Source organism: Thorsellia anophelis DSM 18579, assembly GCF_900111395.1.
Taxonomy (GTDB): domain Bacteria; phylum Pseudomonadota; class Gammaproteobacteria; order Enterobacterales; family Thorselliaceae; genus Thorsellia; species Thorsellia anophelis.
Genome location: NZ_FOHV01000003.1, coordinates 202879 through 226216 on the forward strand (window position 1 = coordinate 202879; position 23338 = coordinate 226216).

General features: G+C 35.6%; 15 protein-coding genes and 1 pseudogene. 2 read left to right on the forward strand and 14 right to left on the reverse strand.

Annotation, left to right across the window (positions count from 1 at the left end; genetic code table 11):
• Positions 1-29: 29 nt before the first annotated feature.
• Together BMW37_RS02975 and BMW37_RS02980 are read right to left on the reverse strand one after the other, a co-directional pair.
• Positions 30-2900: a valine--tRNA ligase gene (locus BMW37_RS02975; RefSeq protein WP_093317687.1), complete on the reverse strand. Its 2871-nt coding sequence runs from the start codon at positions 2898-2900 to the stop codon at positions 30-32.
• A 114-nt stretch (positions 2901-3014) separates the two neighbouring features.
• On the reverse strand, positions 3015-3521 hold the full coding sequence (locus BMW37_RS02980; protein WP_093317688.1) for a DNA polymerase III subunit chi: 507 nt from the start codon (positions 3519-3521) through the stop codon (positions 3015-3017).
• Between the two features lie 601 nt (positions 3522-4122).
• Here BMW37_RS02980 and BMW37_RS02985 point away from each other — a divergent pair.
• On the forward strand, positions 4123-6711 hold the full coding sequence (locus tag BMW37_RS02985) for an SdiA-regulated domain-containing protein (protein WP_177168559.1): 2589 nt from the start codon (positions 4123-4125) through the stop codon (positions 6709-6711).
• 455 nt (positions 6712-7166) lie between these two features.
• On the opposite strand, the gene BMW37_RS02990 is transcribed toward BMW37_RS02985, so the two are convergent.
• From BMW37_RS02990 to phnC, 12 genes are all read right to left on the reverse strand, one after another.
• Positions 7167-8381 carry a type II toxin-antitoxin system HipA family toxin gene (locus BMW37_RS02990; RefSeq protein WP_093317691.1) on the reverse strand — a complete coding sequence of 405 codons (1215 nt, stop codon included), beginning with the start codon at positions 8379-8381 and terminating at the stop codon, positions 7167-7169.
• Positions 8374-8685 carry a helix-turn-helix domain-containing protein gene (locus BMW37_RS02995; protein ID WP_093317693.1) on the reverse strand — a complete coding sequence of 104 codons (312 nt, stop codon included), beginning with the start codon at positions 8683-8685 and terminating at the stop codon, positions 8374-8376. The genes BMW37_RS02990 and BMW37_RS02995 overlap by 8 nt, the downstream gene beginning before the upstream one ends.
• Positions 8686-9392: 707 nt before the next feature.
• Positions 9393-11621, reverse strand: coding sequence for an esterase-like activity of phytase family protein (locus BMW37_RS03000; RefSeq protein WP_093317694.1), 2229 nt, complete (start codon positions 11619-11621; stop codon positions 9393-9395).
• A gap of 504 nt (positions 11622-12125) precedes the next feature.
• Entirely contained in the window at positions 12126-13370 is a 1245-nt protein-coding gene (locus BMW37_RS03005) for a porin (RefSeq protein ID WP_093317696.1), read from the reverse strand.
• A gap of 326 nt (positions 13371-13696) precedes the next feature.
• The gene (locus BMW37_RS03010) at positions 13697-14440 is read right to left on the reverse strand and encodes a phosphatase (protein ID WP_093317698.1); all 744 of its coding nucleotides are present in this window, start codon (positions 14438-14440) and stop codon (positions 13697-13699) included.
• Positions 14441-14664: 224 nt separating this feature from the next.
• A complete protein-coding gene (gene phnD / locus BMW37_RS03015; protein WP_093317700.1) occupies positions 14665-15600 on the reverse strand; it encodes a phosphonate ABC transporter substrate-binding protein in 936 nt (311 codons plus the stop codon).
• Positions 15601-16321: 721 nt separating this feature from the next.
• Positions 16322-17641, reverse strand: coding sequence for a chromate efflux transporter (gene chrA / locus BMW37_RS03020; protein ID WP_093317701.1), 1320 nt, complete (start codon positions 17639-17641; stop codon positions 16322-16324).
• Between the two features lie 40 nt (positions 17642-17681).
• A complete protein-coding gene (locus BMW37_RS03025) occupies positions 17682-18785 on the reverse strand; it encodes a glycerophosphodiester phosphodiesterase family protein (RefSeq protein ID WP_093317703.1) in 1104 nt (367 codons plus the stop codon).
• Between the two features lie 38 nt (positions 18786-18823).
• Positions 18824-19717 carry a phosphonate ABC transporter, permease protein PhnE gene (gene phnE / locus BMW37_RS03030; protein WP_218139451.1) on the reverse strand — a complete coding sequence of 298 codons (894 nt, stop codon included), beginning with the start codon at positions 19715-19717 and terminating at the stop codon, positions 18824-18826.
• A gap of 27 nt (positions 19718-19744) precedes the next feature.
• Positions 19745-20647 carry a phosphonate ABC transporter, permease protein PhnE gene (gene phnE / locus BMW37_RS03035; RefSeq protein WP_093317704.1) on the reverse strand — a complete coding sequence of 301 codons (903 nt, stop codon included), beginning with the start codon at positions 20645-20647 and terminating at the stop codon, positions 19745-19747.
• Between the two features lie 213 nt (positions 20648-20860).
• Entirely contained in the window at positions 20861-21787 is a 927-nt protein-coding gene (gene phnD / locus BMW37_RS03040) for a phosphonate ABC transporter substrate-binding protein (protein WP_177168561.1), read from the reverse strand.
• Between the two features lie 120 nt (positions 21788-21907).
• Positions 21908-22792, reverse strand: a complete 885-nt coding sequence (gene phnC, locus BMW37_RS03045; protein WP_093317713.1) for a phosphonate ABC transporter ATP-binding protein — start codon at positions 22790-22792, stop codon at positions 21908-21910.
• A 318-nt stretch (positions 22793-23110) separates the two neighbouring features.
• Between phnC and BMW37_RS03050 the strand changes: the two are divergent.
• A pseudogene (locus BMW37_RS03050) lies at positions 23111-23338 on the forward strand (IS982 family transposase); the annotation flags it as partial.

Genomic DNA, 23338 nt, shown 5'->3' on the forward strand with positions numbered 1-23338 from the left:
GTTCTAATTCTAGTTTAATGCTCATCAGATTATAAAGACGCGATGGTCTCTTTTTGTTGTTTCAACTTAACTATCCCATCATCAAGTTGCACTAATCTCTCACGCTCTTTAGCCACCACTTGTTCTGGTGCTCGTTGAACAAACCCTTCATTGCTCAGTTTTTGTTCTATCGTATTTTTTTCAAGAGAAAGTTTATCAATTTCTTTATCCAAACGAGCTAGCTCAACGGCTTTATCGATAAAATCAGCCATTGGGATCAAGATTTCGCTATTACCAACCAACTTAGCAACACTGATAGGTGCCTGCTCTTTTTCCTCTAAAAGGCGAATTGCTGATAAATTAGCAAGCTTATTAATAAACGAACTATTGTCATTTATTCTCCTAACTACCTCACTATCTTTAGTTCTCACTAACAATTCCAATGGTAGACTCGGTTTAATATTTTTCTCAGCCCGAATATTACGAATGGAAATAATGGCCTCTTTGATCCACTCAATGTCCGTCACAGCGATTGTATCTTCGTCTGATTCGATAAAGTCTGGATAAGCCGCTAACATTAGGGTAGGTTCATCGATTCCTTTTAATACTTTCACTCGGTGCCAAATCGTTTCAGTCATGAATGGGATGACAGGATGAGCCAGTCTTAAGAGTTTTTCTAATACATCGATTAAAGTATAGCGAGCCGCTAATTGCTCTTGTTCTGTTCCTTGAGCAAATACAGGTTTGGTTAATTCCAAATACCAATCGCACAATTGATTCCATGTAAACTCATAAATTTGAGTTGCTGCCATATCAAAACGATAAGTATCTAAAGCTTCACGGACTTGCTTAACCGTATCATTAAAGGCACTTCTAATCCATCTATCAGCTAGTGAATAAGGCAACGCCTTGATTTGTGCTTGGCTTAAACCTTGGCCGCAATCTTTATCCTCTGCATTCATCAAAACAAACCGGCTAGCATTCCAGAGTTTATTACAGAAGTTACGATACCCCTCTAGACGTTTCATATCCCAATTAATATCACGCCCTGTAGAGGCTAATGCCGCTAACGTGAATCTAAGCGCATCTGTACCATGCGGCTCTATGCCATTAGGGAATTGTTTGATGGTTCTTTTTCGAATTTTTTCCGCTAATTGAGGCTGCATCATATTGCCAGTACGTTTTTCTAACAGCTCTTCTAAACTGATACCATCAATCATATCTAATGGGTCTATCACATTACCTTTTGATTTAGACATTTTTTGCCCTTCATCATCGCGGATTAAACCATGGATATAGATTGTATTAAAAGGCACTTGCGGCGTGTTGTTTTCATCTTTCACAAAATGCATGGTCATCATTATCATTCTGGCTATCCAAAAGAAAATGATATCAAAGCCACTGACTAACACGCTAGTTGGGTGAAATTGTTTTAATGCATCCGTATTCTCTGGCCAGCCTAATGTTGAAAATGTCCAAAGCGCGGAAGAAAACCAAGTATCAAGCACATCTTCATCCTGACGCAATGCTATATTCTCATCAAGCTTGTGCTTTAATCTCACTTCCTCTTCATTACGTCCTACATAGACTTTACCTGAATTATCATACCAAGCAGGAATTCTATGTCCCCACCATAGTTGACGTGAAATACACCAATCTTGCACTTCACGCATCCAAGCGTAATACATATTTTCATACTGTTTTGGCACAAAGTTAATTTGGCCGCTTTCAACCGCCTCTACGGCCACTTTAGCTAATGGTGCAGTACGAACATACCACTGGTCAGTTAACATAGGTTCAATCACGACTCCGCCTCTGTCGCCATAAGGGATAACCAAATCATGGGGTTTAATTTCAGCAAGTAAACCTGCCGCCTCAAAATCGGCAACAATCACTTTACGGGCAGCAAAGCGCTCAAGTCCCTGTAGATGGCTTGGAATTTCACCGCTGTACACTTTTGATACTTCACCATGCGTATCAAATACCTCGGCAATATCTCGAACATCACCATCAAGCGTCAGCATATTGATCATAGGAAGCTGATGCCTTTTACCTACTTCATAGTCATTAAAATCGTGAGCAGGCGTAATTTTAACGCAGCCAGTTCCCTTAGTCATATCGGCATGTTCATCGGCTACAATTGGAATTTTACGGTTCACAAATGGCAAAAGTACACATTGTCCGATTAAATGTTTATATCTTGGATCGTCTGGATTAACTGCAACACCCGTATCACCAATAAACGTCTCTGGCCTGGTTGTTGCCACAACAATATAATCCAAACCATCCTCAGTTTTCGCACCGTCCGCTAACGGATAACGCAAATGCCAAAGCGATCCTTTTGATTCACGGTTTTCCACTTCAAGATCAGAAATAGCGGTACGTAATTTAGGATCCCAGTTAACCAGGCGCTTACCACGATAAATTAACCCATCTTCATGCAGACGAACAAAGACTTCCTTAACTGCATTAGATAGCCCTTCATCCATAGTAAAACGTTCACGCGACCAATCCACTGAATTACCCATTCTGCGCATTTGCTCTGTAATCGTACCACCTGACTCTGCTTTCCACTCCCAAATCTTATCGATAAAGGCATCACGTCCATAATCATGGCGAGTCTTGCCTTCTTCTGCGCCAATTTTACGCTCAACAACCATTTGAGTTGCAATACCAGCATGATCAGTTCCGACTTGCCATAAGGTATTTTTGCCTTGCATACGCTGATAACGGGTTAAAATATCCATGATAGTTTGTTGAAATGCATGTCCCATATGCAAGCTACCTGTTACATTAGGCGGCGGGATCATAATGCAATAACTTTCCTTACTCGTATCACCATGCGGTGCAAAATAGCCTGCTTTCTCCCATGTTTCATATAGTGATTGTTCAATTTCTTTTGGGTTATACGTTTTATCCATAATCTTATCCGGTTAAAGTTAAAGTAAATACTCTATAAAATAGCAATTAGCAACCAGCCTAACTGAGTTGTTCTAAGTAAGTTAACCTAAGTAAGTCAATCTAAGTAAGTTGGCTTATTTTTGCTCATTTAAAAATGTTTCAGGTACAGTACCTGTCTTAAGTTGATACCCAATTTCTCGGTACTGTTTATATCGCTCTCTTGCAGCAATCTTTTCCTGTTCAATTGCTGGAACAAAATCGATAATTGATTTAAAAATCGGCGCAAAATCAACAAATGGCGTTGCAAGATGTATCATAATGTCCCGCTGAATATTTGAACGTCTTTCTGGCCAACACAGCTCAATAGGTGCACCAATTTTGGGCCCTTCTCCTGCTAGATTATGCGCAATAAACCTATCTGGATCTAGCTGCCACAACCATTCATCTAACCTTTCTGCATGTTTTTGATTTTCACATACAAGCAAGACTCTTTTATTTGTCTGATAATAACGCGCCGCTAACCAGCACCCAAGTCTATCTCGCTGTGTAAGATTAAGTGTTTGTGTTTGCTCAAAGACGAGTTCAGACTCATCAAAACTAGGTGAGAGTTCGTTGAGTAGATAAAAAAAGGCTTGTTTCATGATTCTCTCAAAATGGTTAAGTCTTCATTGTAAGCAATATGCTAATGTGCATAAATGATTATATCAAACATAGAAAAATCAATTATCTTGTCACCGATTAGGTATCTAAATCTCAACTATTTCATATTTTATAAGACATAGTCAATTAAATCAGCACAACTGATGGCATATAATAGCGGATATCATTTAGTTTTGCAGGGAAAAATGCCATCCTCAAGGTTTAAAATAATGACATTACCCAGCAAACATTACGTTTAACCATTAAATAATCCAAAATTTCCGAAAAATTCACATTATTTTAATGCATGCGCTTACCTTTATGCCTAGACTAACTGCCCTAACTAATAATTTAGTGATAACCTTCAAATAATCTTATGTTCTCATCTATATAGCACTAATATGAATGCATACTGTCAATGGCTTAACAAAATAAATAAGAATTAAATCCATTTTTATCAATATATTATAAATAAATTTAAATTCTTCATATAAACGACATTTATTTGTCATGTAAGAACACTACACTTTTCAGGCGTGTTAGAAAACTAACCAAATACCCTAAAATATAAATATGAAGCATGAATTGTATATAGGAATTTTTATGAAAAAATTTGATAAAAAATTGATTGTTTTAATTCTGTCGTCTTTCCTAATTGCCGCCTGTGATAGCAATGACAGTGAAACAACCTCCACACCAGAGATAACAACACCTAACACCCAAGAAATTGCAGTGACATCAGCGCTCATATCAGATGAAGGTGGTATTACAAAACTCGCAATAGAATTTAATCAACCCGTCGTTAAAGGTAAGGCAGGGAGTGTCACACTCACACCGGCTGGATTAATGAAAGCCCAATATGCCATTAGTCCTTTTGCGGTCTCAGATACAGGTGTCATTACAATTGATATACAAGATGATGCCGTAGAAGTAGACGGGAACGTATTTATTATTCGTTCAATTGAACTCAATCCAAACACAACTTATTCAATTAGCTTCACCCCTGATGCGATTTTGAATCTTTCAGGCAAACCATTTAAAAATTTAGGCAATATTAATCAAGAAATTCAACCTGCAGATGAAACACCTAAAGAGATCCCTAATTTAAGCTTTGTTGCCAAAGGCAATAGTTTCGATTTAGAAAATTACACCAAAACGGGCCAATATGATTTAGAAATTGGTACAGACTCAACCAATTTATTAGCAGCTGAAGTCTCTGCTGTGACCTATAATAAAGACAGCAAGACGTTATTTGTGGTAGGAGATAGTGGTACGTCAATTGTACAAATTGGATTAGATGGTAAAACGATTGATTCAATGCCGCTCCCTCAATTTTTAAGCAAACATGATAATGAAGGAATTGCTTATATTGGTAATAACGAGTTTGTCTATACTGATGAACGAGAAAGAGTTGCTCATAAGGTAACCTATAACCCAAATGCAAATTTAGTTAGAAGAGATTTACAAGAGTTAAAAATAGGTACAACAGTTGGTAATGATGGCATTGAAGGTGTATCTTATAACCCTGTTGATAATCATTACTATTTTGTTAGAGAAACATTTGGGTTATTTAAGACTAGTCTAAATTTTGAAACAAAAGAAATCAGTAATGGTGGCCCAGAAACTGTAGATTCTGAGAACTTATTTGACCTAAATAAACTCCACCTAGAAAATCAAGGCAGAATTAAAGATATTGGTGATATCTACGCTCTAGGGAATATTCTTCCAGAAGGTTCAAAAGATAGAAATGATTTATTGGTGCTAAGTGAAGCTTCTGGAGCATTGATTAAAATTAGCCCTGAAGGTATCAAATCAAGCGAACGTTATTTAGAGCTTTCGCCTGATCCGTCCCAAGCCCCTCACGCTCAGTTAGAAGGCGTGACAATGGATGAAAATTTAACACTTTATATTACCGCTGAAAATGGAGATGGTGTCACAGGTAAATCCCAATTATGGGTTATGACTCCTACACTTGGAAATGAGTCTGTTGGTGTGGATAGCCATTTATATCTCTCGTTTGAAAATGAAATTAAAGCGGGAACTGGCATGATTGAAATCAAAAGTGAATCAGAAACCATCATGCTTGATGTGACAAATTCTTCTCAAGTGTTGATTGAAGATGATACAGTAAAACTTAACCCGCCAAATTCACTTATGCCAGACACAAAATACACGATAAGTTACCCTAAAGGGACCTTCATTGATAGCACAACTGATATGGCTATGTCTTCATTATTAGCTGAAGATAGCTTAGGATTTAAAACAACAGCAGAAACTTATCAAGCATCCATATTAGCCTTATATCCTAATAATTCGGTAGCTAATTTCCCAATCAATGGTATGGTTAAAATTACCTTTAACCAAACTATTCGTTTAGGGACAGGTAAAATAGTACTTAAAAATGAAACAGATAATTCCGTTATAGAAATAAACGCAACGGATAAGTCAGTTACTTTAGATAACTCAATAATTACAATTGATCTATCAAACACCCCTCTTTCTCCTGTCACAAGATATACCTTAACTGTAGAGCCTGATTTTGCATTTAATCGCGCGGGAGATGAGATAATCGACCCCGCGCCTGTTAGTTTTTTGACCGCACCGATGGCCTCTGAATCAGGTGAAGCATTTTTTCAAAAAGGGGATATCCAATTCCTGTCAGGGATTACATATGGTGCGCCAGCTGACGGATTCTCTTTCATGCTTTTAAAAGTTACACCACAAGGTCAATCCATTACAATCAGTGACCGTGATACATTAGCGGCCACAAACGAAAGTTTCTTAACTTGGACTGCTGATAAACTTTACCCTGTAGGTACAATCATTGAGATAACTACAGACGCTACCACAACGAATAAAGGAATCATCAGTGCGCCTGCTGGTGGCGTTGGTAAAGGAGAGACCATTTTCGCTTTTACAGGAAGTGAATTAGAAGCCTTAACAAAGGACAACCTTATCGCTGCACTCAGCCTTAGAAGTGGTGTTGGTAAGGAGATAGACCAAATCATTGCACAGGCCTTTGATGCAAACGATCCTGCCTATCTTAAATTTGCTGAAGCGAATGTTAAATACAATTCATCTTCTTGTTCATTAGATCCAGATACTTTGAAAATGTCGATTACTGATAAAGCAAATTGCTGGTTAATAGATGATAATGACCCATCGCCTTTTGATCATCTCTATGAAGAATAATGATTAATTAATAAGGCAATCTAAAATAGATTACCTAAACCAAATTAGCTCGTTTCTTGTGTGAACTTCTTATAAGAAACGAGCTAATATCACCTACTGAAACTCTTAAGTTAAAAACGCCCTAACATAGATGACCTCAAGAAAAATTAAGTTTGACGTCCCCCCATCCTTAAGCAAATTAACTGAACCCCATGCTCAGCACACCGATTAAATTCACCTAATTGATGCAATACAATAGAGTCTAAATTAGTAGCACTCGACTGTTTAATACATTATGTTCAATTAAAAACATCTTAATATCATGCAAACAGAAAAGAATTATAGGTAATGAATACTATTTCAAACAAATACTTAAAACTGTGAGATTTCACATAACGAGTTAGGATTCATATTGACATACTTGAATACAAGCGCTCTTAAATATTTAAGCACATCATCAGTAGTCTGATAAAAGTTTAACGTAAAGGGACACTTCGTAAGTGCTTATCAATTGCTTTTACTATTGACTGAGCAAGCGGTAAGTGAGATTTTTCTTTCTGCCATATTTCATAAAATCCTGCCACAGTCTGCTCAGCTGTCTCTAATACTAATTTTTCTGGCAGTTTCGCTTTAACAGCTAAATGTGATAGCTCATCAAAGGTAAAATCACTAAATTTTTTACTGCGGCTAACTGTTAACGAAGCGCTGTCATCATCTATATAGGCAACGGTCGACACAAAGTCATAAGCGGGTGCAATAGAGGCTGTACGGGCATCTTTGTGTATAATTGACCAATTTTTCAAATGCATATCCGCATTACCAATTAGCGTATTAAACACTAGCCTGCGAATAAATTCCTCAATATCTCTATTTTGGCCTTCTATACCTATGACCTGCCCAATATTGCGCATACTGGCTTTTTTATATTTATCTTTTGGGTATACACCAAAAACTTGCGCAAAATCTTCAATATGTATCGCTTTGCCATCATCACGATCAAAGCGTTTAATAACAAAAGCATTCCCCCCATATATCCCGATTCCTTTTGGTATATTATCAATCTGATTGATTGGCAGCAGTTGAATTTCAGGCACATCCATTCCCAGCAGTTGGGCTAATTTCATCATTGAATATTCATTTTCAGGCACTAAATCAAAGCGAGATGAGGGTAATTTCACAATCCATGATCCCCCTTGACCTGTAGCTGGAATGGTTAACCCTCCCTTTGGAAACTGGATAGCTGAAAATTTTAACTGTACTCCAGCTAATGAAAAGCGCATAGGTGCATCATGTTTCAATGTTTCTTGATTTTTGGGAAAAACACCTGAAGGGAGTGCCTCTCCATCAGCAGATTCAACTGTAATTGCACCAGGAAGATCCTGCCCTAGTACCCACAAAAGAAAAAATTCTTGCTGTAAATTGACCCCTGCTCGATTAGCTAAATAGCTGCGCAATGTGTCTTCAGGCAATAGATTGGAAAAAAATGGCATTAATTGAGTTTGTGTAGGGTTAAAGTGAGCTAAAAGCCCACCAAAAGGATCTTTAAAATTTAACCCTAGTATAGGTCTTGATTCATTATTAATGTAAGAATCCATAAACGTAAATAACGTTCTATCACCGCCCACATTTGTAATCAATGCGACGGGCTCTCCATGGAGCAAAATGTTCAATGTCGTCACTTTGTTAGTCATCTAAATGCTCATCTAACGTGTAAGCTGGAGAGATCTGTCTATTGTCATATTCAGTATCACTATGACTTCTAACAATTGATGTTAGTGCAGGCACAAGCTTTTTAGGTATGAGAAATAACTCAGTGTCGAGCACTCGTGCGATAACAATTAAACTAGACACCCTGACATCAACACTTCCAGACTCAATTTTAGAGATATGACTTTGAGGAATACCAGTGCGTGCGCTCAATTCTCTCTGACTATAACCTTTACGGATACGCGCTTCTCGAAGACTTTCTAATATCTCTTCAATTACATAACTCATATTGAAACACCTCTCTTGATATGTTTTAACTAATCAATTGCTAAAATTATATATAAAAACATATCATTTTTTAAGATTAAAACAAGATTATTTGATATGACCGAGCACACATAATACTGTTAAATATATTCTAACTAATAATATTAATTAAATATCATACAATTACATCATCCATAACATCTAATACAGTTAAATCTCAATTAAACATAATGATTCATTAACATAAAGCATAGTGTGAAAGAAATTAGACAATTTCGTCATGATAAATAATGGGTTAGAGTTTAGTGCGATTTGATTTGATTTGATTTGATTTGATTTGATTTGATTTGATTTGATTTGATTGAAAATAGTAAAGTTAATTTGCCTTTTTGCTAGGGATACTTACAAAAATAGCAGAGAGACTCATAAGGTCTAAACAACAGGTCCTATACTACTAGATTATACTGAAGTTACTTCAAGTTACAGGGGAAGATATTATTCTGATTGTCATTCGGTGGGTGTTAAGTAATGCTAAAACCTGTATCTTGATTTCCACTGAGTATATTCATTATTTTAGCTTATTGCAGATGACAACATAATTCAATAAATTACTTACAAATCAAATTATTATATGAAATAAGCATTGGGTTTACACTAAGAACCCCCCTTGACAATATTCAAGGAGAGTTCTACTGATTAAAACAAGGCAACACAGCTCACTATATTATTTAGCGATTGCCGATATTAATTAGGCGTGTTTTGCCTGCACCATCATTATCATTAACCACCCAGATATCCCCTTTAAATTGAGTCATTCCTTCAACTTTTTCATTAAGGTAGCGGTATTCAGATACTAAGTCACTTACGAGTGTTTTTTTCAAAATACTAGGTCTATCTGACATAAACTCATTTGCATCGACACGATACACTTTTTTAATTTCTGCGTTAATCGCACCTTGGTTATCGCCACCTTTATCTCTCTCTAAGACCAAAAGTTGTCCTTTAGAATCTAACGCTAGATCCGAAATACCAGTCCAATATTTTTCAGCATTTCGCGTATTTTGATCCAAAGGATAAGGAGAAAATAACCATTTATCATTTTTCACATCATAATGAATAATCGTTGCAAATGGTTCACTAGGGTTAACTCCCCTTTGTAAGGCTACGTAAATATTTGATTCATCTTCAGAGACGGCAATACCTTCAAAACCAGTTGAGATTTCTTTGTCAACAAACTGGGCAATTAATTGATTTGGTAATGATATTCTTTTTATAATCTTACCGTCTAAATCAGTTTTAAGAATCACATTCTCTTCAACCTTCTCACCTTCTACTGCTAACCAAAAACCAGAAGGAGTGTAGCTAATTCCTTCAAGATCGAGATCAATTGACTCACCATTTTCATCTTTAATAAAAATAGCTTTATCAAGGGATACAACACCATTTGCATCAACAGCAGGATTAATTCTAAAAATTCTAGATGGTTTAAAAGCATTATCAGGCACTGCATATAAGTAAGTTTCATCATGCGTTAAACCTGATAAACTACCCCAAGGTAAATCAGTTCCTGTTGATTTAATGACAGGAGATGTCATATCACTTTTTGTATTAGGCGCATACTCAAAGATAGATAATGAACCATCTTTTTCATTTGCTGTCACAAATAATTCTTTTCCAGTTGCTTTATTATGCACGCTGGTTAATCCCTCAGGAGAAATGCCGGTGGGCAATAATTGAACAAATTCTAATTCTTGATTCGTACCTACTTGATATACTTCTACAAACGACCCACGCTCTGATCCAACAAATAGATAGTTTTGACCATCAAATTCAGCAGACAATATCCCCTCTATTTCAACACCTTTTGCTGCAGATCGGCTATCAGGGTAATGACCATAGATAACAGCATTAGCTTCGGTTTTATCAAATGTTTCATAGATGATGTTTCCATTATTATCAAATAGCGTAAATCCTCTTGCCCCTGGGTAAATTCCATCATCACCCTTTTTAGTATCCCCTTCATTCGCAATTGCAAAAATAGTATCAGATATCCAGGTCACAGCATCCGCTTCACGTCTCCCCTCAAAACTCTCTTTTAAGTGAATCTCGCCATCTTTTTTAAGATCTGCATTGTTATCTCGCTTAACTGTTAAAGTAGAAAAAACCTTGGATAAAGTCGCTTTTTCTGGATTTGACAGATCAAGCAAAGCAATTGCATTATTTTCTTGTAATGTCACGGCAACTTGTGCTGTATTATGATTCACACTGACAAATTCAGGTTGAGGATCTTCAGGATAATTAACTTGTGGGGTTGCTTTTAAAGCATCGACTAATTCAATTGTTTCAACATAGAGTGCTTTACCGCTATAAAGTCCCCCTAAATAAACCACATCAATGCTGCCTGGTCTAACGCCAGGTATGGTAGCATCACCCTCTTCATCTGTTTCTTCATCTTCGATCGCTATCACGGCTCTTAATGTGTCGGCCTCTCCGATAAGATCAATACTGTCAGGTCCACTGCCTACCACGACTGAGTCCTTGAGCTTAATGTTATTGATATCACTGATATCAAATATTTTCAATTTACCATTAGATGCCTTTGCCTTATCGTCACCGGTTCGGATAACAACAAACGCATACTGCCCATCTGGAGAAATGGCAACCGAAGTTGGCTCGACTTTTTGACTTTCACTGTCGGTCAGTTGTAGAGTGGGTAGTGAAATAGGTGACGCTGGATTTTTCACATCAACAAGATGCAATGTGCCTTTAGCAGCATTGGTATAAAAGAGGTATTGTCCATCCGGTGTAGCAGTCACGATTTCAGCCACACCATCAACTGGATAATGACTGACAAGCTTAAATGGATTCGTTACCTCTGCTGCCACTGCAGGTAAAGTCAGTGTTCCTAAAAGAATGGATAGCGCCATACCAAGCTTGCTTAGTTTTATTTTTTTCATGATAGCCTCATTTTATTTAAATAGATAAACCCATAATAACTAAATTTAACAACTAATCAATTATTCATGAGTTTAATCAGATAATATGTCAGTTTTATGACAAAATACACTTATTAAAATGAAGTGCATTTAGATAAAAGAGCTGAAATAGCAGCATTAGAAATGAATAACCACCATAATTAATACCATTTAGCATTAAAATAAATAATAGGATTTATTCAAATTATTTTTTAATTCACTTCCCAAAGAATGAATTCAAGAAACATAAAAGAAAAGGAAAATAAAACTGGCAGGTAAGTCTAATAGAAAATATGACTCAATAGATCATCAAAAATAAAGATAAGAAATTAGAAGAAGATGTGAACCCTTAAAGTTTTAAATAAATATTAAACCTAGCAGAGTTTATTTTTATTACAATTTAAAATAAGGGTTCACTTATTAGGTAAGCAGTTTGAAGTGTCAACTTACCTAAATTTGGGACTAGCTAAATATTGAAATCAAGAATTAGAAGCTATAAGTTAAACGCATTTCAATTCTATCGTCAACATCTAAACCTGCTTGTTGTGTATATACTGCTTCTTCATCTACTAAGTTAATTTTATAACCTAAAGATGTATCGATATTTTTATTAAATCTATAACCCGCACCCAATGTCACAAATTTCGTTAAATAAGCTTTGGTCATAGTATCGTCACGGACACCATTAACTACGCGTACTACATTTAAATTTTTTCCACGAGTTTGATTATAAACGATTTGTGGTGTGAAGCTTGAGTTATTGCCTAAATCAAATGTATATTTAAAAATTGCTTCAATACCAGATGTTTTATCAGCAACGTTAGAAGTAGCCGAACATGCTGTACCAATTATTGCCCCGCAATTAGCCTCATAAATATTTTTTGCACTAACTAAGTTATTAGTTTCAGCCCAGCTAACGGCAGCATAAATTTTATCACTGCCTACTTTACCATCATATTTAGCTGCAACACCCCAAACCTCAGCATTATTACCTATATTATCAGTTTGTTGCTCTTTAATTCTATCATGTTTTGCATAAGTCGCACCAAAACCTAATCCTGTATCTTCATGTTCATATGTTGAAGCAATACCGAATCCATCTCCGTGTTTTTTAGATAAATCACTTGCATTCCCCGCATTTTTCGCTTGGTATTGAAGATAAAAATCAAGACCTGGAACCATACCAAAAGTATCTTTATTTGAATAGGTTGCTAAACTTGATGCGCGGCCTAACATACCGACATCTTTTGAACTTGTTCCAGTGAAACCTTTACCAGCAAGGTCATCAAAGTTAGAAGCATCCGTGAAATCACGAATCATAGAAACCACACCATAATTACGACCAAAATCTAAAGAACCCATTTTGTCATAATTTAATCCGACATAAGCTAAACGAGTTGTGTCGCTGTTATTATCTTCAGCATTATCAGTTTTAAAGTTATGCTCAAATTTTGCATAGCCTGTTAGCATGCTGTTAATTTGGGTTTCACCTGAAAAACCAAGTCTTGCATATGACGTATTATCGTTATCTTGTCTATCGCCACTTGCAGTATTGACAGTATCATTTGCCCAAAGATAAGGAGCTGCTTTATCATCTTTAAAAGTATAGATAGCGGCAACACGACCTGTTAAATTAATTTTACTGCCATCTTTATTATAAATCTCTGCAGCCATTGCGCCATTTGATGCTAATAAAGATGTAATAGCTAAAGCTAAAATTTTACGTTTCATTTCATTTCCTCTACTAAGTTAGTTACTATTTTTATGTTGAAAATTTTTTTAATTAAATTTAAAGCATGGTTATTATTAACTACAAATATGACATATTTATTATTGAATTATTAAATTTTTATGACTAATGAACTTATTTAAATTCTTCAAACCATAAATAGTAGGTAAAGCAATGATAAAAAAAATAATTTAAATGACTATTTTTGCTAATTAATAAAAAAATATTTTATATCGTTATATGTTTGACAAAATAATAAAACTATTAGAGTTATCTAATAAAATTCCGTTTTATATTTAATAATATATACTATAGTAATAAACTTACGCTAAAGCACGGATTGATAATATTGGCTATAATCACGATTTTTAGAGGCTAAGAAATTTAAAACTGATGAGACTGAGTGATTTAATACTTGGTGTATAGGAAATTGTGTCATAGCCAGTATTCGCTCGCACTCAGTAAAATCACCAACTTCATACATAATATGCGAGTCAGAACCTAATGAGAGCATGCCACCGTTATCTAGTACAGATTCAACTACTTTAATACAATTAGGTTCACTACCAGGTCTTGAATGAATAAAAGAAGAATTATTGAGCTCAAGCGCAACGTTAAAATGTGCTGCAGCTTTGGCAACTTCATTTATCTCAATCGGAAAATTTGGGTTACCTGGATGCGTAATAATATGCACATCACCTCTTGAAATCGTGTTAATGAGCGCATCGGTATTGATTATCTTATTATCTTCTGTTCCTAGAACGGATTCATGAAGTCCTGCTAAGACAATATCTACAGAGTCTAATAATCTACCAGTACAATCGATATCACCTTGCCGATTTTTGATATTAGCCTCTATTCCTCTTAATACACCCACCCCATCCATGATTCTCGGCCAAATACAACGATTAATAAAATGCCAATAATGAGGTGAATCTTCGGAATCTGGACCATGATCAGTCACAGCGATTAATTTTAAGCCACGCTCCTTCGCCATCTTAGTATAATCATGAACAGTGCTATAGGCATGGGTACTGGCAACAGTATGCATATGCAGATCAACTGGAAACATATTTTCATTCCTACTTTTATCTTTCGTTAAACTATGATAATTAGGCTATAAGGTAAAATATTGTGCTACTCCCTAGAAAACCAAGCTAAATTAAATAGCTTGGTAAAGTAAGTCATAGTTCGAATTTATAAAATGCCTAACATGCTTGTTCAAGCCTGAGGTGTAGCCCAATCTTTATTACTTAGCGTTTTGAAACGGTGAATTAAGATAGGGCTATCATAATATTAGCCTCTTCCTGAAACACCTTTTTTAAGCTCAATGATAGGCATATAAGCCTCTACGGTAGTAGGTTCAATATGTAACGACCCAGATACCGCTTTTTGGAAACATGCATGATCTTCTTTGTCGAGCTTTTTGATGGCATCGATGACTTGTTGCTTGAATTCTGGTTCTAAACGATTGCTTATCACGATAGGCTCGTTTGGAATAAGTTCAGATTGCCAAATTACTCGAATATCGTTCATAAGATTTGGATAGCCATTATTCATCATACGAGTAAATGCACCTGAATTATAGCCCTTTTGAGGATCGCCTTTTAAATTCGTCCACGTTACCGCAGCATCAAATTGTCCATTTAAGACCCCTAATATATCTTGTTCGTGACCACCAGAGAAAGTCACTTTGCTAAAGTATTGATTATAATTATCATCAAAGGTTCCCCCTAGCTGTTTTTTAAACTCATAATCAGGAATTAAAAATCCTGAAGTAGAATCAGCTTCAGCAAACCCGACATGCTTGCCTTTTAAATCTTCCAAAGATTGATATGGACTATCTGATTTAACAACCATAACAGAGTGATAACCGGTAGAGCCATCGTTGTCATCTGCCATAGTGCCAACAATTTCAACTGCATTAGGATCTTTTAAATAAACAGTCGCAAAAGCAGAAGGAGAAAATGAAATGACCAGATCAACACTTCCACCTAATAAACCTTGGATGACGCCAGCATAATCAGAGGCATTACGTAGTTTTGTATCTACATTTAAATGCTTATCAAAAAACTCTTTTACACACTGATTATTACCAATTTGTTGAGTCGCATTTTGACCACCTAATATACCCAAATTTAATTCACGTCTTTCCTCTGCCATAGCATTAGAAAAAAAGACCGTGCTGATAAAAAGACTCGTGCTTATAAAAACCAATTTATTCAATTTCATATCGCCTCTTTAGGTAACTATCCTGTTTATATTATGCATCGCTTAACAAAAAAATATTGAACAATACGATTCATTTTGAAATTTAGGTTAGGAAAATCAATCTTCATCATACGTAAAACAAACTACTGCTTACTTTACCGATATAAGTAAACAGTAGTTTCATGACAAAACAGTGAATATTTAGTGATAGTTATATGAAAATAGGTATGGTGATGCTTTTCTGGTAATTGCCTCTAGCGTATCTTTTTCGCTAAACGGCACCGAAAGATGCCTTTTGTATGCGTATCGAACAATACCAATCAATTTAGTCAGTCGTTTTTCAAATAACAATTCTGAATGTGCCAACTATGAGAGATATGCAATTTCAAATCTTAGATGACCTGTAAAAGAGTTAAGCCATTACGTAGCTAATTCATATCAAATAAAATTAGATATCACGTGGATTCATATGAATTTGAATAATAACGAGGTTAGGCTATTAACTAGATTCGTGAAGTACGACATAACCAGAGAAAAAAATTTAGAGGGGCATGCACTTATGACTCAAATTCGTCTATTATTTGATAAAGGGCATAACATATTATAAATCAAGTGAGCATACTCTTATTAAAGCATGTTTAAATAGGTAGCAATTAACTTAAATGAGTTAATCAAAAACAGGTAAAACAATAATCGTAATCAGATGATAATAAATCGATTCGATACTCTCTCGAATACAACGCTATAAAGTCTCTAGAAGTATAATGCTTATCCATATCAATCCTGACGGAGCGATGATGACAAGCCAAGGTGGTATTTTAAAATTAGTTAAAGCAATGTACGCGCCTAATGCTAGCACTAAATCTTTTGGTTCTAGTATCGCTACTGTCCAAATATCGCGATACAAAGTTGCAAATAGAATCCCAACGACAGTTGCATTAACCGAAATAAGTATTGACTGTACAATAGGAGATGATCGTAAATGCTGCCAAAAAGGCAGAGCTCCTAGCATAAAAAGATAAGAAGGCAGAAAAAACACGACTAAACTCAACACTGCCATTAATATTGGCGGATATGGTGTTTGCAAGCTTGCACCAATGAATGCCGAAAAAGAAAATAATGGACCTGGCATGGCTTGTGTCAAAGCATATCCGACTAAAAACGTATCATTTGAAAGCCACTGCTCAGAGACAAAATAGCTATGAAGTAATGGCAGAACTGAATGCCCTCCACCAAAAACAAAAGATCCTACCCAATAAAACTGATTTAAGATAGAAAACAGAGGAGCATTAAACAATCGCATTAAAAGATAAAAGGCACACAATCCCAATACAAAAGCAAACAGATGTATCAAACCTAATTTAAGGCTTAATTGCTTAAAATTTAAAATTACGTGTTTTGGCCGAATTGAAGCACTTTTTTCACGTAAGATTAAATCATAAAAAAAACCAATGAGTATAGACAGCATGATCGTGGCGAATTGCACGATAAAATAATTAAACAACAGATTGATTGCCATCCCAAAGAATAACAAACAAATGGTAAAATTGGTTCTGCACATTTTACTGGCCATTTCATAGAGCGCTTTTGCAACAATCGCTACGGTCATAACCTTTAGACAATGAATCACACCATTTGGTATTTCAATAAAGTCATTTCCAATCACTAAAGCCATTAAAATGAGCACAGCAGCAGTAGGTAAAGTAAATGCGAACCAAGCTATAAACGCACCAAAATACCCGCCTTTTAAATAACCGATAGCCATTCCCACCTGGCTACTTGACGCGCCTGGTAATATATGGCTTAAAGAGACTAATTCACTATATGCAGAATCTGTAAGCCATTTTTTATCTCTAACAAAAACTTGATGAAAAAAAGCAATATGTGCCAGAGGTCCACCAAATGAGATGCACCCTAATTTAAAAAACACAGCAAACACTTGGTAATATTGTTTTTTCAACATCATATTAATAGTAGTTTGTCCTTTTAAGCCATTTTCCACTGCATGATTTTCAACATAACAATCTTCAAACTTTATGAGATACAATACTCTGTATCTCATATACTTTAAAACGCCAAATTTTTATTGATAGACAAAAAGATTATTGAGCTTTCTGAATTTTTCTTTCTTGATTACTGATAAAAATATCCCTAGCTTTAATGGCTAAATCTGGATAATTTGAAAAAACACCATCCATACCTAACTCATAAAAACCTAAATATTCAGATATTGCTTGAGCATTATCACTTGGCTTACTAAATGTCCATCCTGTAACGGTCATACCTAGTTCATGAGCATAGGTATACAACTCAGGTGTATAAAGCGGCCATGATTTCGTAGAAGTAACTGATGCCGAAGTTGATAAAGACACACCAATATCTGGCGCATATTCTTTGATTTCAGCTAATCTGATAACTTGCCTTGGATTATCACTAGTTAAAACACAGTAATCTTCACATGTTAAGCCCAATGACGCTCCAGACGTTGATTCATTAAAACTTTGGTCCACTAAACTACCTAATTGAACTAATGGTAATAAATAGCCCCTATTTTCCATCTTATTCTTTAAACTCCTGAGTGTGTCAGCACTAAAGGACTGAATATAAACTTTACTATCGGCCGTATAGCCATAGTTATCTAGTGTCTCTATAATTAAATCTTCTTGCAGATCATCTTGAAGTTTCGCTTCTGGATAAATGCCAATTTCACGGCCTGTTTCTTTTGATAATCTTTGAGCAAGTTCAATCACCTCCTCAAAAGTAGGGACTTTCAACGCATCTTCTGATGTCGGTGTAAACTCTGGGTAGTCTAAGGCGGCCGTACTGACTAATTTCATGTCTAGTTGCTTTATCTCTTCTAAAGTATATTTACCAACATTTGTATCACCATCTCTAGAACCAAAAACATCTATAACATTTGTGGTCCGAGCCAAAGTATCATCATGTACTGCAACTAAAACACCATCACTTGTTAATTGTAAATCAGGCTCAATATAATCCGCGCCCATTTTTACTGCAAGTTCATAAGCGGCCAATGTATGCTCAGGTAAATACCCACTTGCACCGCGATGAGCAATCACTAAAGGCTCTTTTACTGGTGCTAACTTTGGTTCAACCGTAATCACTTCGGTATCTTCATTGCACCCAACCAATATAATTGATGTTAATACAATCGATAAACACAAACTTAATTTTGATCTTTTCATTACATACTCCTAAATCGTTTTAAGAAATTACAAGTGAGTTACACCTGAGGTGCTGTGAATATTGGAATTTCTTCCCCAATAATATATTTATCTCTTAATATTGATGAGAGTTTATCGATTAGCATCACCACTGCGACTAATACAATCGTAATGAACATAACGATGTCCCAGTTCCATAAGCGCATATTCTCGGCATACACTAATCCTATCCCGCCTGCCCCAACAAATCCGAGTACAGAAGCAGAGCGAGTATTAGACTCTAATTGATAGAGTGTAAGTGCTAAGAATGAGGGGAAAGACTGGGTAAAAATACCGAATCGATGTGTTTGTAGGCTATTGGCGCCTAATGCTTTCAAGCCTTTAGTAGGTCTTTTTTCTACCGCTTCATGGCCTTCTGCATACAGCTTGCCAAATACACCTATATCTTGAACAATAATCGCAAGTGATCCTGCTAAAGGTCCTAGTCCCACTGCGCGGACAAATATCAATCCCCAAATGGCCATGTCAACGCCCCTGCAAATATCAAAAAAACGTCTCATTAACATTGCAATGAGTTTAAATATTCCTTTGTTCATAATGTTTCTAGCGGCAACAAATGAAAGCGGTAGGGCAATAAAAGAGGCTGTAAAGGTACCAATAAATACAATACCAAAGGTCACTGCTATCTGCTCTAGAATATAAGCAATCGGCCATTCATTGATATTTTGCCACCTAAACATTTGTATGAAATAACCAACTACTGACACGACACCACTTGTAAAGCGGCTTAATTCAACACCAAAATCGAATAGAAAGTAAACATAATAGATTACGATCAAACACATGCTTATCATGACCGACCAAAAATACCGTTTAGGTGCTTTAAAAATAAGCGAATGTGTCTCTTTTATTGCCATTATTTCAGCTTGTGTCATCGTGCGATTAAACGTCATTGAATTCATGTATACCTCAGACTGAATTTATTTTGCTTGAAGTGCTTGTTTTGATGTATTTGCGTGATACTCAAGCGCATTACCTTCCACTATTTTTTGTCTTAAATAACCTGAAATTGAATCAATCAAGGTAACGACTAAAACAATCATGATAAGCGTAATACTGACTTGATCATATCTATCAAGTTTAATTGAAAGCATGAGTTCCTGACCTATTCCCCCTGCCCCTACTATTCCTAATATAGTAGATTGCCTGAAATTCACTTCAAATCTCATAAAGGTGTAAGCTGTGATAAGAGGTTTAATTTGAGGCCAGATACCAAATCTTAATCTTGTAATACCGTTAGCACCGGTTGCTTGTAGCCCTTTAACTGGTTTATCTGATGCTGTTTCAATAGCTTCATAAAATAATTTAGTTAAGCTACCTATTGCATGAATTGTAAGCGCTAAAAACCCAGCAAAAGGCCCAATTCCAAAAGCCATGACAAACATTAATGCAAAAGCAAGTTCTGGCATTGTTCGCATGAAAGCAACAATGATTCTGACAATAAACTTAATCCATTTAGCACTTGGAGAATTTTTTGCAGCTACAAAGGCTAAAAATACAGAAATAATCGCTGAAACCAGTGTAGCAGCCAAGGCTATATTGAGGGTTTCCCAAATAAGAGGTAATTGGATAGGTAATCGATATCCCCAATAGGCTAAAGAACCTTCCGTTTTAACATCTGCAAATAAAACATTCCAATGTAAGGTTGGGATAATATCTCGTATATAATCTAAAAATTTAGGTAATCCTTCATATATTTTTACCAAATTAAACTCAGCCAAATACCCTGAAGAAAAATAAAGCACTAAAAAGAGCAAAGACCAGAGCATTGCTTCTCTTTTTTGTTTATTGCGAATCGTTTTATAGTAAACATTAAATGCCATACTTTTTCACCTATTCATCAATTACTTACTTTTAAAAAATATAAAAGAAATCAAATTTTATACAAAAAAAATGACAGGACATTAGTTTCCTGCCATTTCGAACATAATGTTCAGTTACAAAGCGAAGTTAAAAATAAAATTACACCTGAGATTAAACTCAGAAAACCTAATTAAAACAATGGCAACTAAGTTTTAATTAGCTGCCTTTAATGCTTAGCCACGACCTGAAGCGTTTTTCTTCAGTTCTATGATTGGTGCGAATTCTTCAAGATTGGTTTCATCAATATGCATTTTACCTGCAACCGCTTTAACAAAGCATGCATGATCTTCTTTATCTAAACGTTTGATTATATCGATAACTTGTTGTTTAAACTCAGGCTCAAGTTTATTACTGACTAAAATTGGACCATTAGGAATGAGCGGTGATTGCCAGATAATGCGGATATCTTTCATAAGATCTGGGTATCCATTACGAATCATTCTTGTAAAAGCACCTGTGTTGTAACCTTCATCTACATTTCCTATCATCGAAGTCCACGTAACAGCAGCATCAAATTGACCATTGAGAACACCTAAAATATCTTGTTCATGACCTCCAGAGAAAGTGACATCACTGAAGAAATTGCCATACTTATCATCAAAATTTCCGCCAAATAGTTTTTTAAATTCGTTATCTGGAATCAAATATCCAGAAGTTGAATCGGCTTCAGCAAACCCCATATGTTTGCCTTTTAGATCTTCTAATGTTTTATAAGGGCTATCAGCTTTAACGACAATAACAGAGTGATATCCTCTTGACATATCATCATCATCGATTGTAATTCCAACAATATCAACAGCATTTGGATCTTTTAGATGCACCGTTGCAAAAGAAGAAGGTGACATAGAGAAAACCATATCTACAGTTCCGCCCAATAATCCTTGAATTACGCCTGCATAATCGGAAGCATTACGCAATTTTGTATCTACATTTAAATTTTTATCGAAGAAATCTTTTACACATTGGTTATCACCAATTTGTTGAGTTGCATTTTGTCCACCTAAAATCCCTAAGTTGAGTTCTCTTCTTTCTTCTGCGACAGCTTGAATTGACACTAAGCCACTCATTAATAATGCTGTAGTCACTGCGATTTGTTTAATTTTCATAATGCCTCTTTAATGTGAAAAATAATAACTTAACGAAAAATACAAATAAAAAATAAAACACTCTTACAAATTTAATCAATGAAATTTAAAGCAAATGAATTCAAACCCTTATTTTTATTGAGTTTCACTCACTTCATCTCCGTACAACTGATTCAAAATTTCTTGAGTTAAGTCAGAAGGATGACCATCAAAAATAATTTCACCTTTTGCAAGGCCAATCACTCTTGTGCAATATTGTTGAACTAATTCTACTGAATGGAGATTAACCAGCACAGGAATACCGTTACTAGCAACATTTCCTAGAGCTTGCATAATTCTGTGGGTATTTTTAGGGTCAAGTGATGCAACTGGTTCATCTGCTAATAGTAATGATGGGTTTTGCATCAAAGCACGGCAAATCGCGACTCGCTGCATTTGGCCACCTGATAAATTCTCAGCGCGTTGAAGGGCGTGTGGAAGCATATTTAGCCATTGCAATAATTCAACTGCTCTTGCTCTATCTTTATCTGAAAATTGCTTAAAAAATGATTTTAGGGTCGATGTTTCACTTAGGCGCCCTAGTAAAACGTTAGTAATCACATCTAATCTTGGTACAAGACAAAAATCTTGGAAAATAGTTGCACATGTTGCCCGCCACCGTCTCATTTCTTTTTGACTAAAATTCACAATATTTTGTGTCTCATTACCATTATAAATTTCGCCTTTAGTCGCTGGAATCGAACCATTTAACACATGCAACAAAGTTGATTTCCCTGCACCAGAACGACCTATCATGGCGACATACTCTCCTGCATGCAAATCAAAAGAGATATTATTGAGCACAGGTTGTTCACCTGTTTTATGATAAGATTTAGTTAAATTTTTAACACTCAGAACCAATTCATTTTGCGTGAAATCAGTTGAAAGTGTATTTTCAATTAATGTAAGATGGGGTTGAGTCTCAGATAAGCTCACCTCAGTTGTCAGCGTATTAACTGCTAAATTGCTATTATTTTGCATAATGAACCTCAATTAAATTATCAAAAGTATCTTTTAAATGCTCTAACTAACTGATGCATGATTATTTTCTTTTGTTTTTGATACTGATTTATGTTGGCTATTTAACAAGAAAAATATGACAACTCAATGTGCATTAGATGAAGGTTTAGTTAAATAAATATGACAAATTGATGACAGCGCAATAAAGTAAGATGTGGTTTACCTATAAAACATATTGAAGTATCTAACGCGATGCTCGACTTTTTTGTTGCATAATTTGGAGGGAGATGGCATAACTTACAACTAATTAAGACACCAATCAAAATTAGGAGTAAAACCATGCCATCATTAGTAAATTATATCATCTATACTTTTATTAAAATAGACGATAGCTTAAATAAAATACTGGAAGAATACGATAGACCTCTTAGAGCAAGAGGGTTCAAGCCAAAGCTTTCAGATAGCGAAGTCATTACAATGGAGCTCATTGGTGAATTATTTGGCATTGATAGTACGGTAGGGATTTGGAGATACTTTAACAAGCATTGGACTCACTTATTTCCAAAT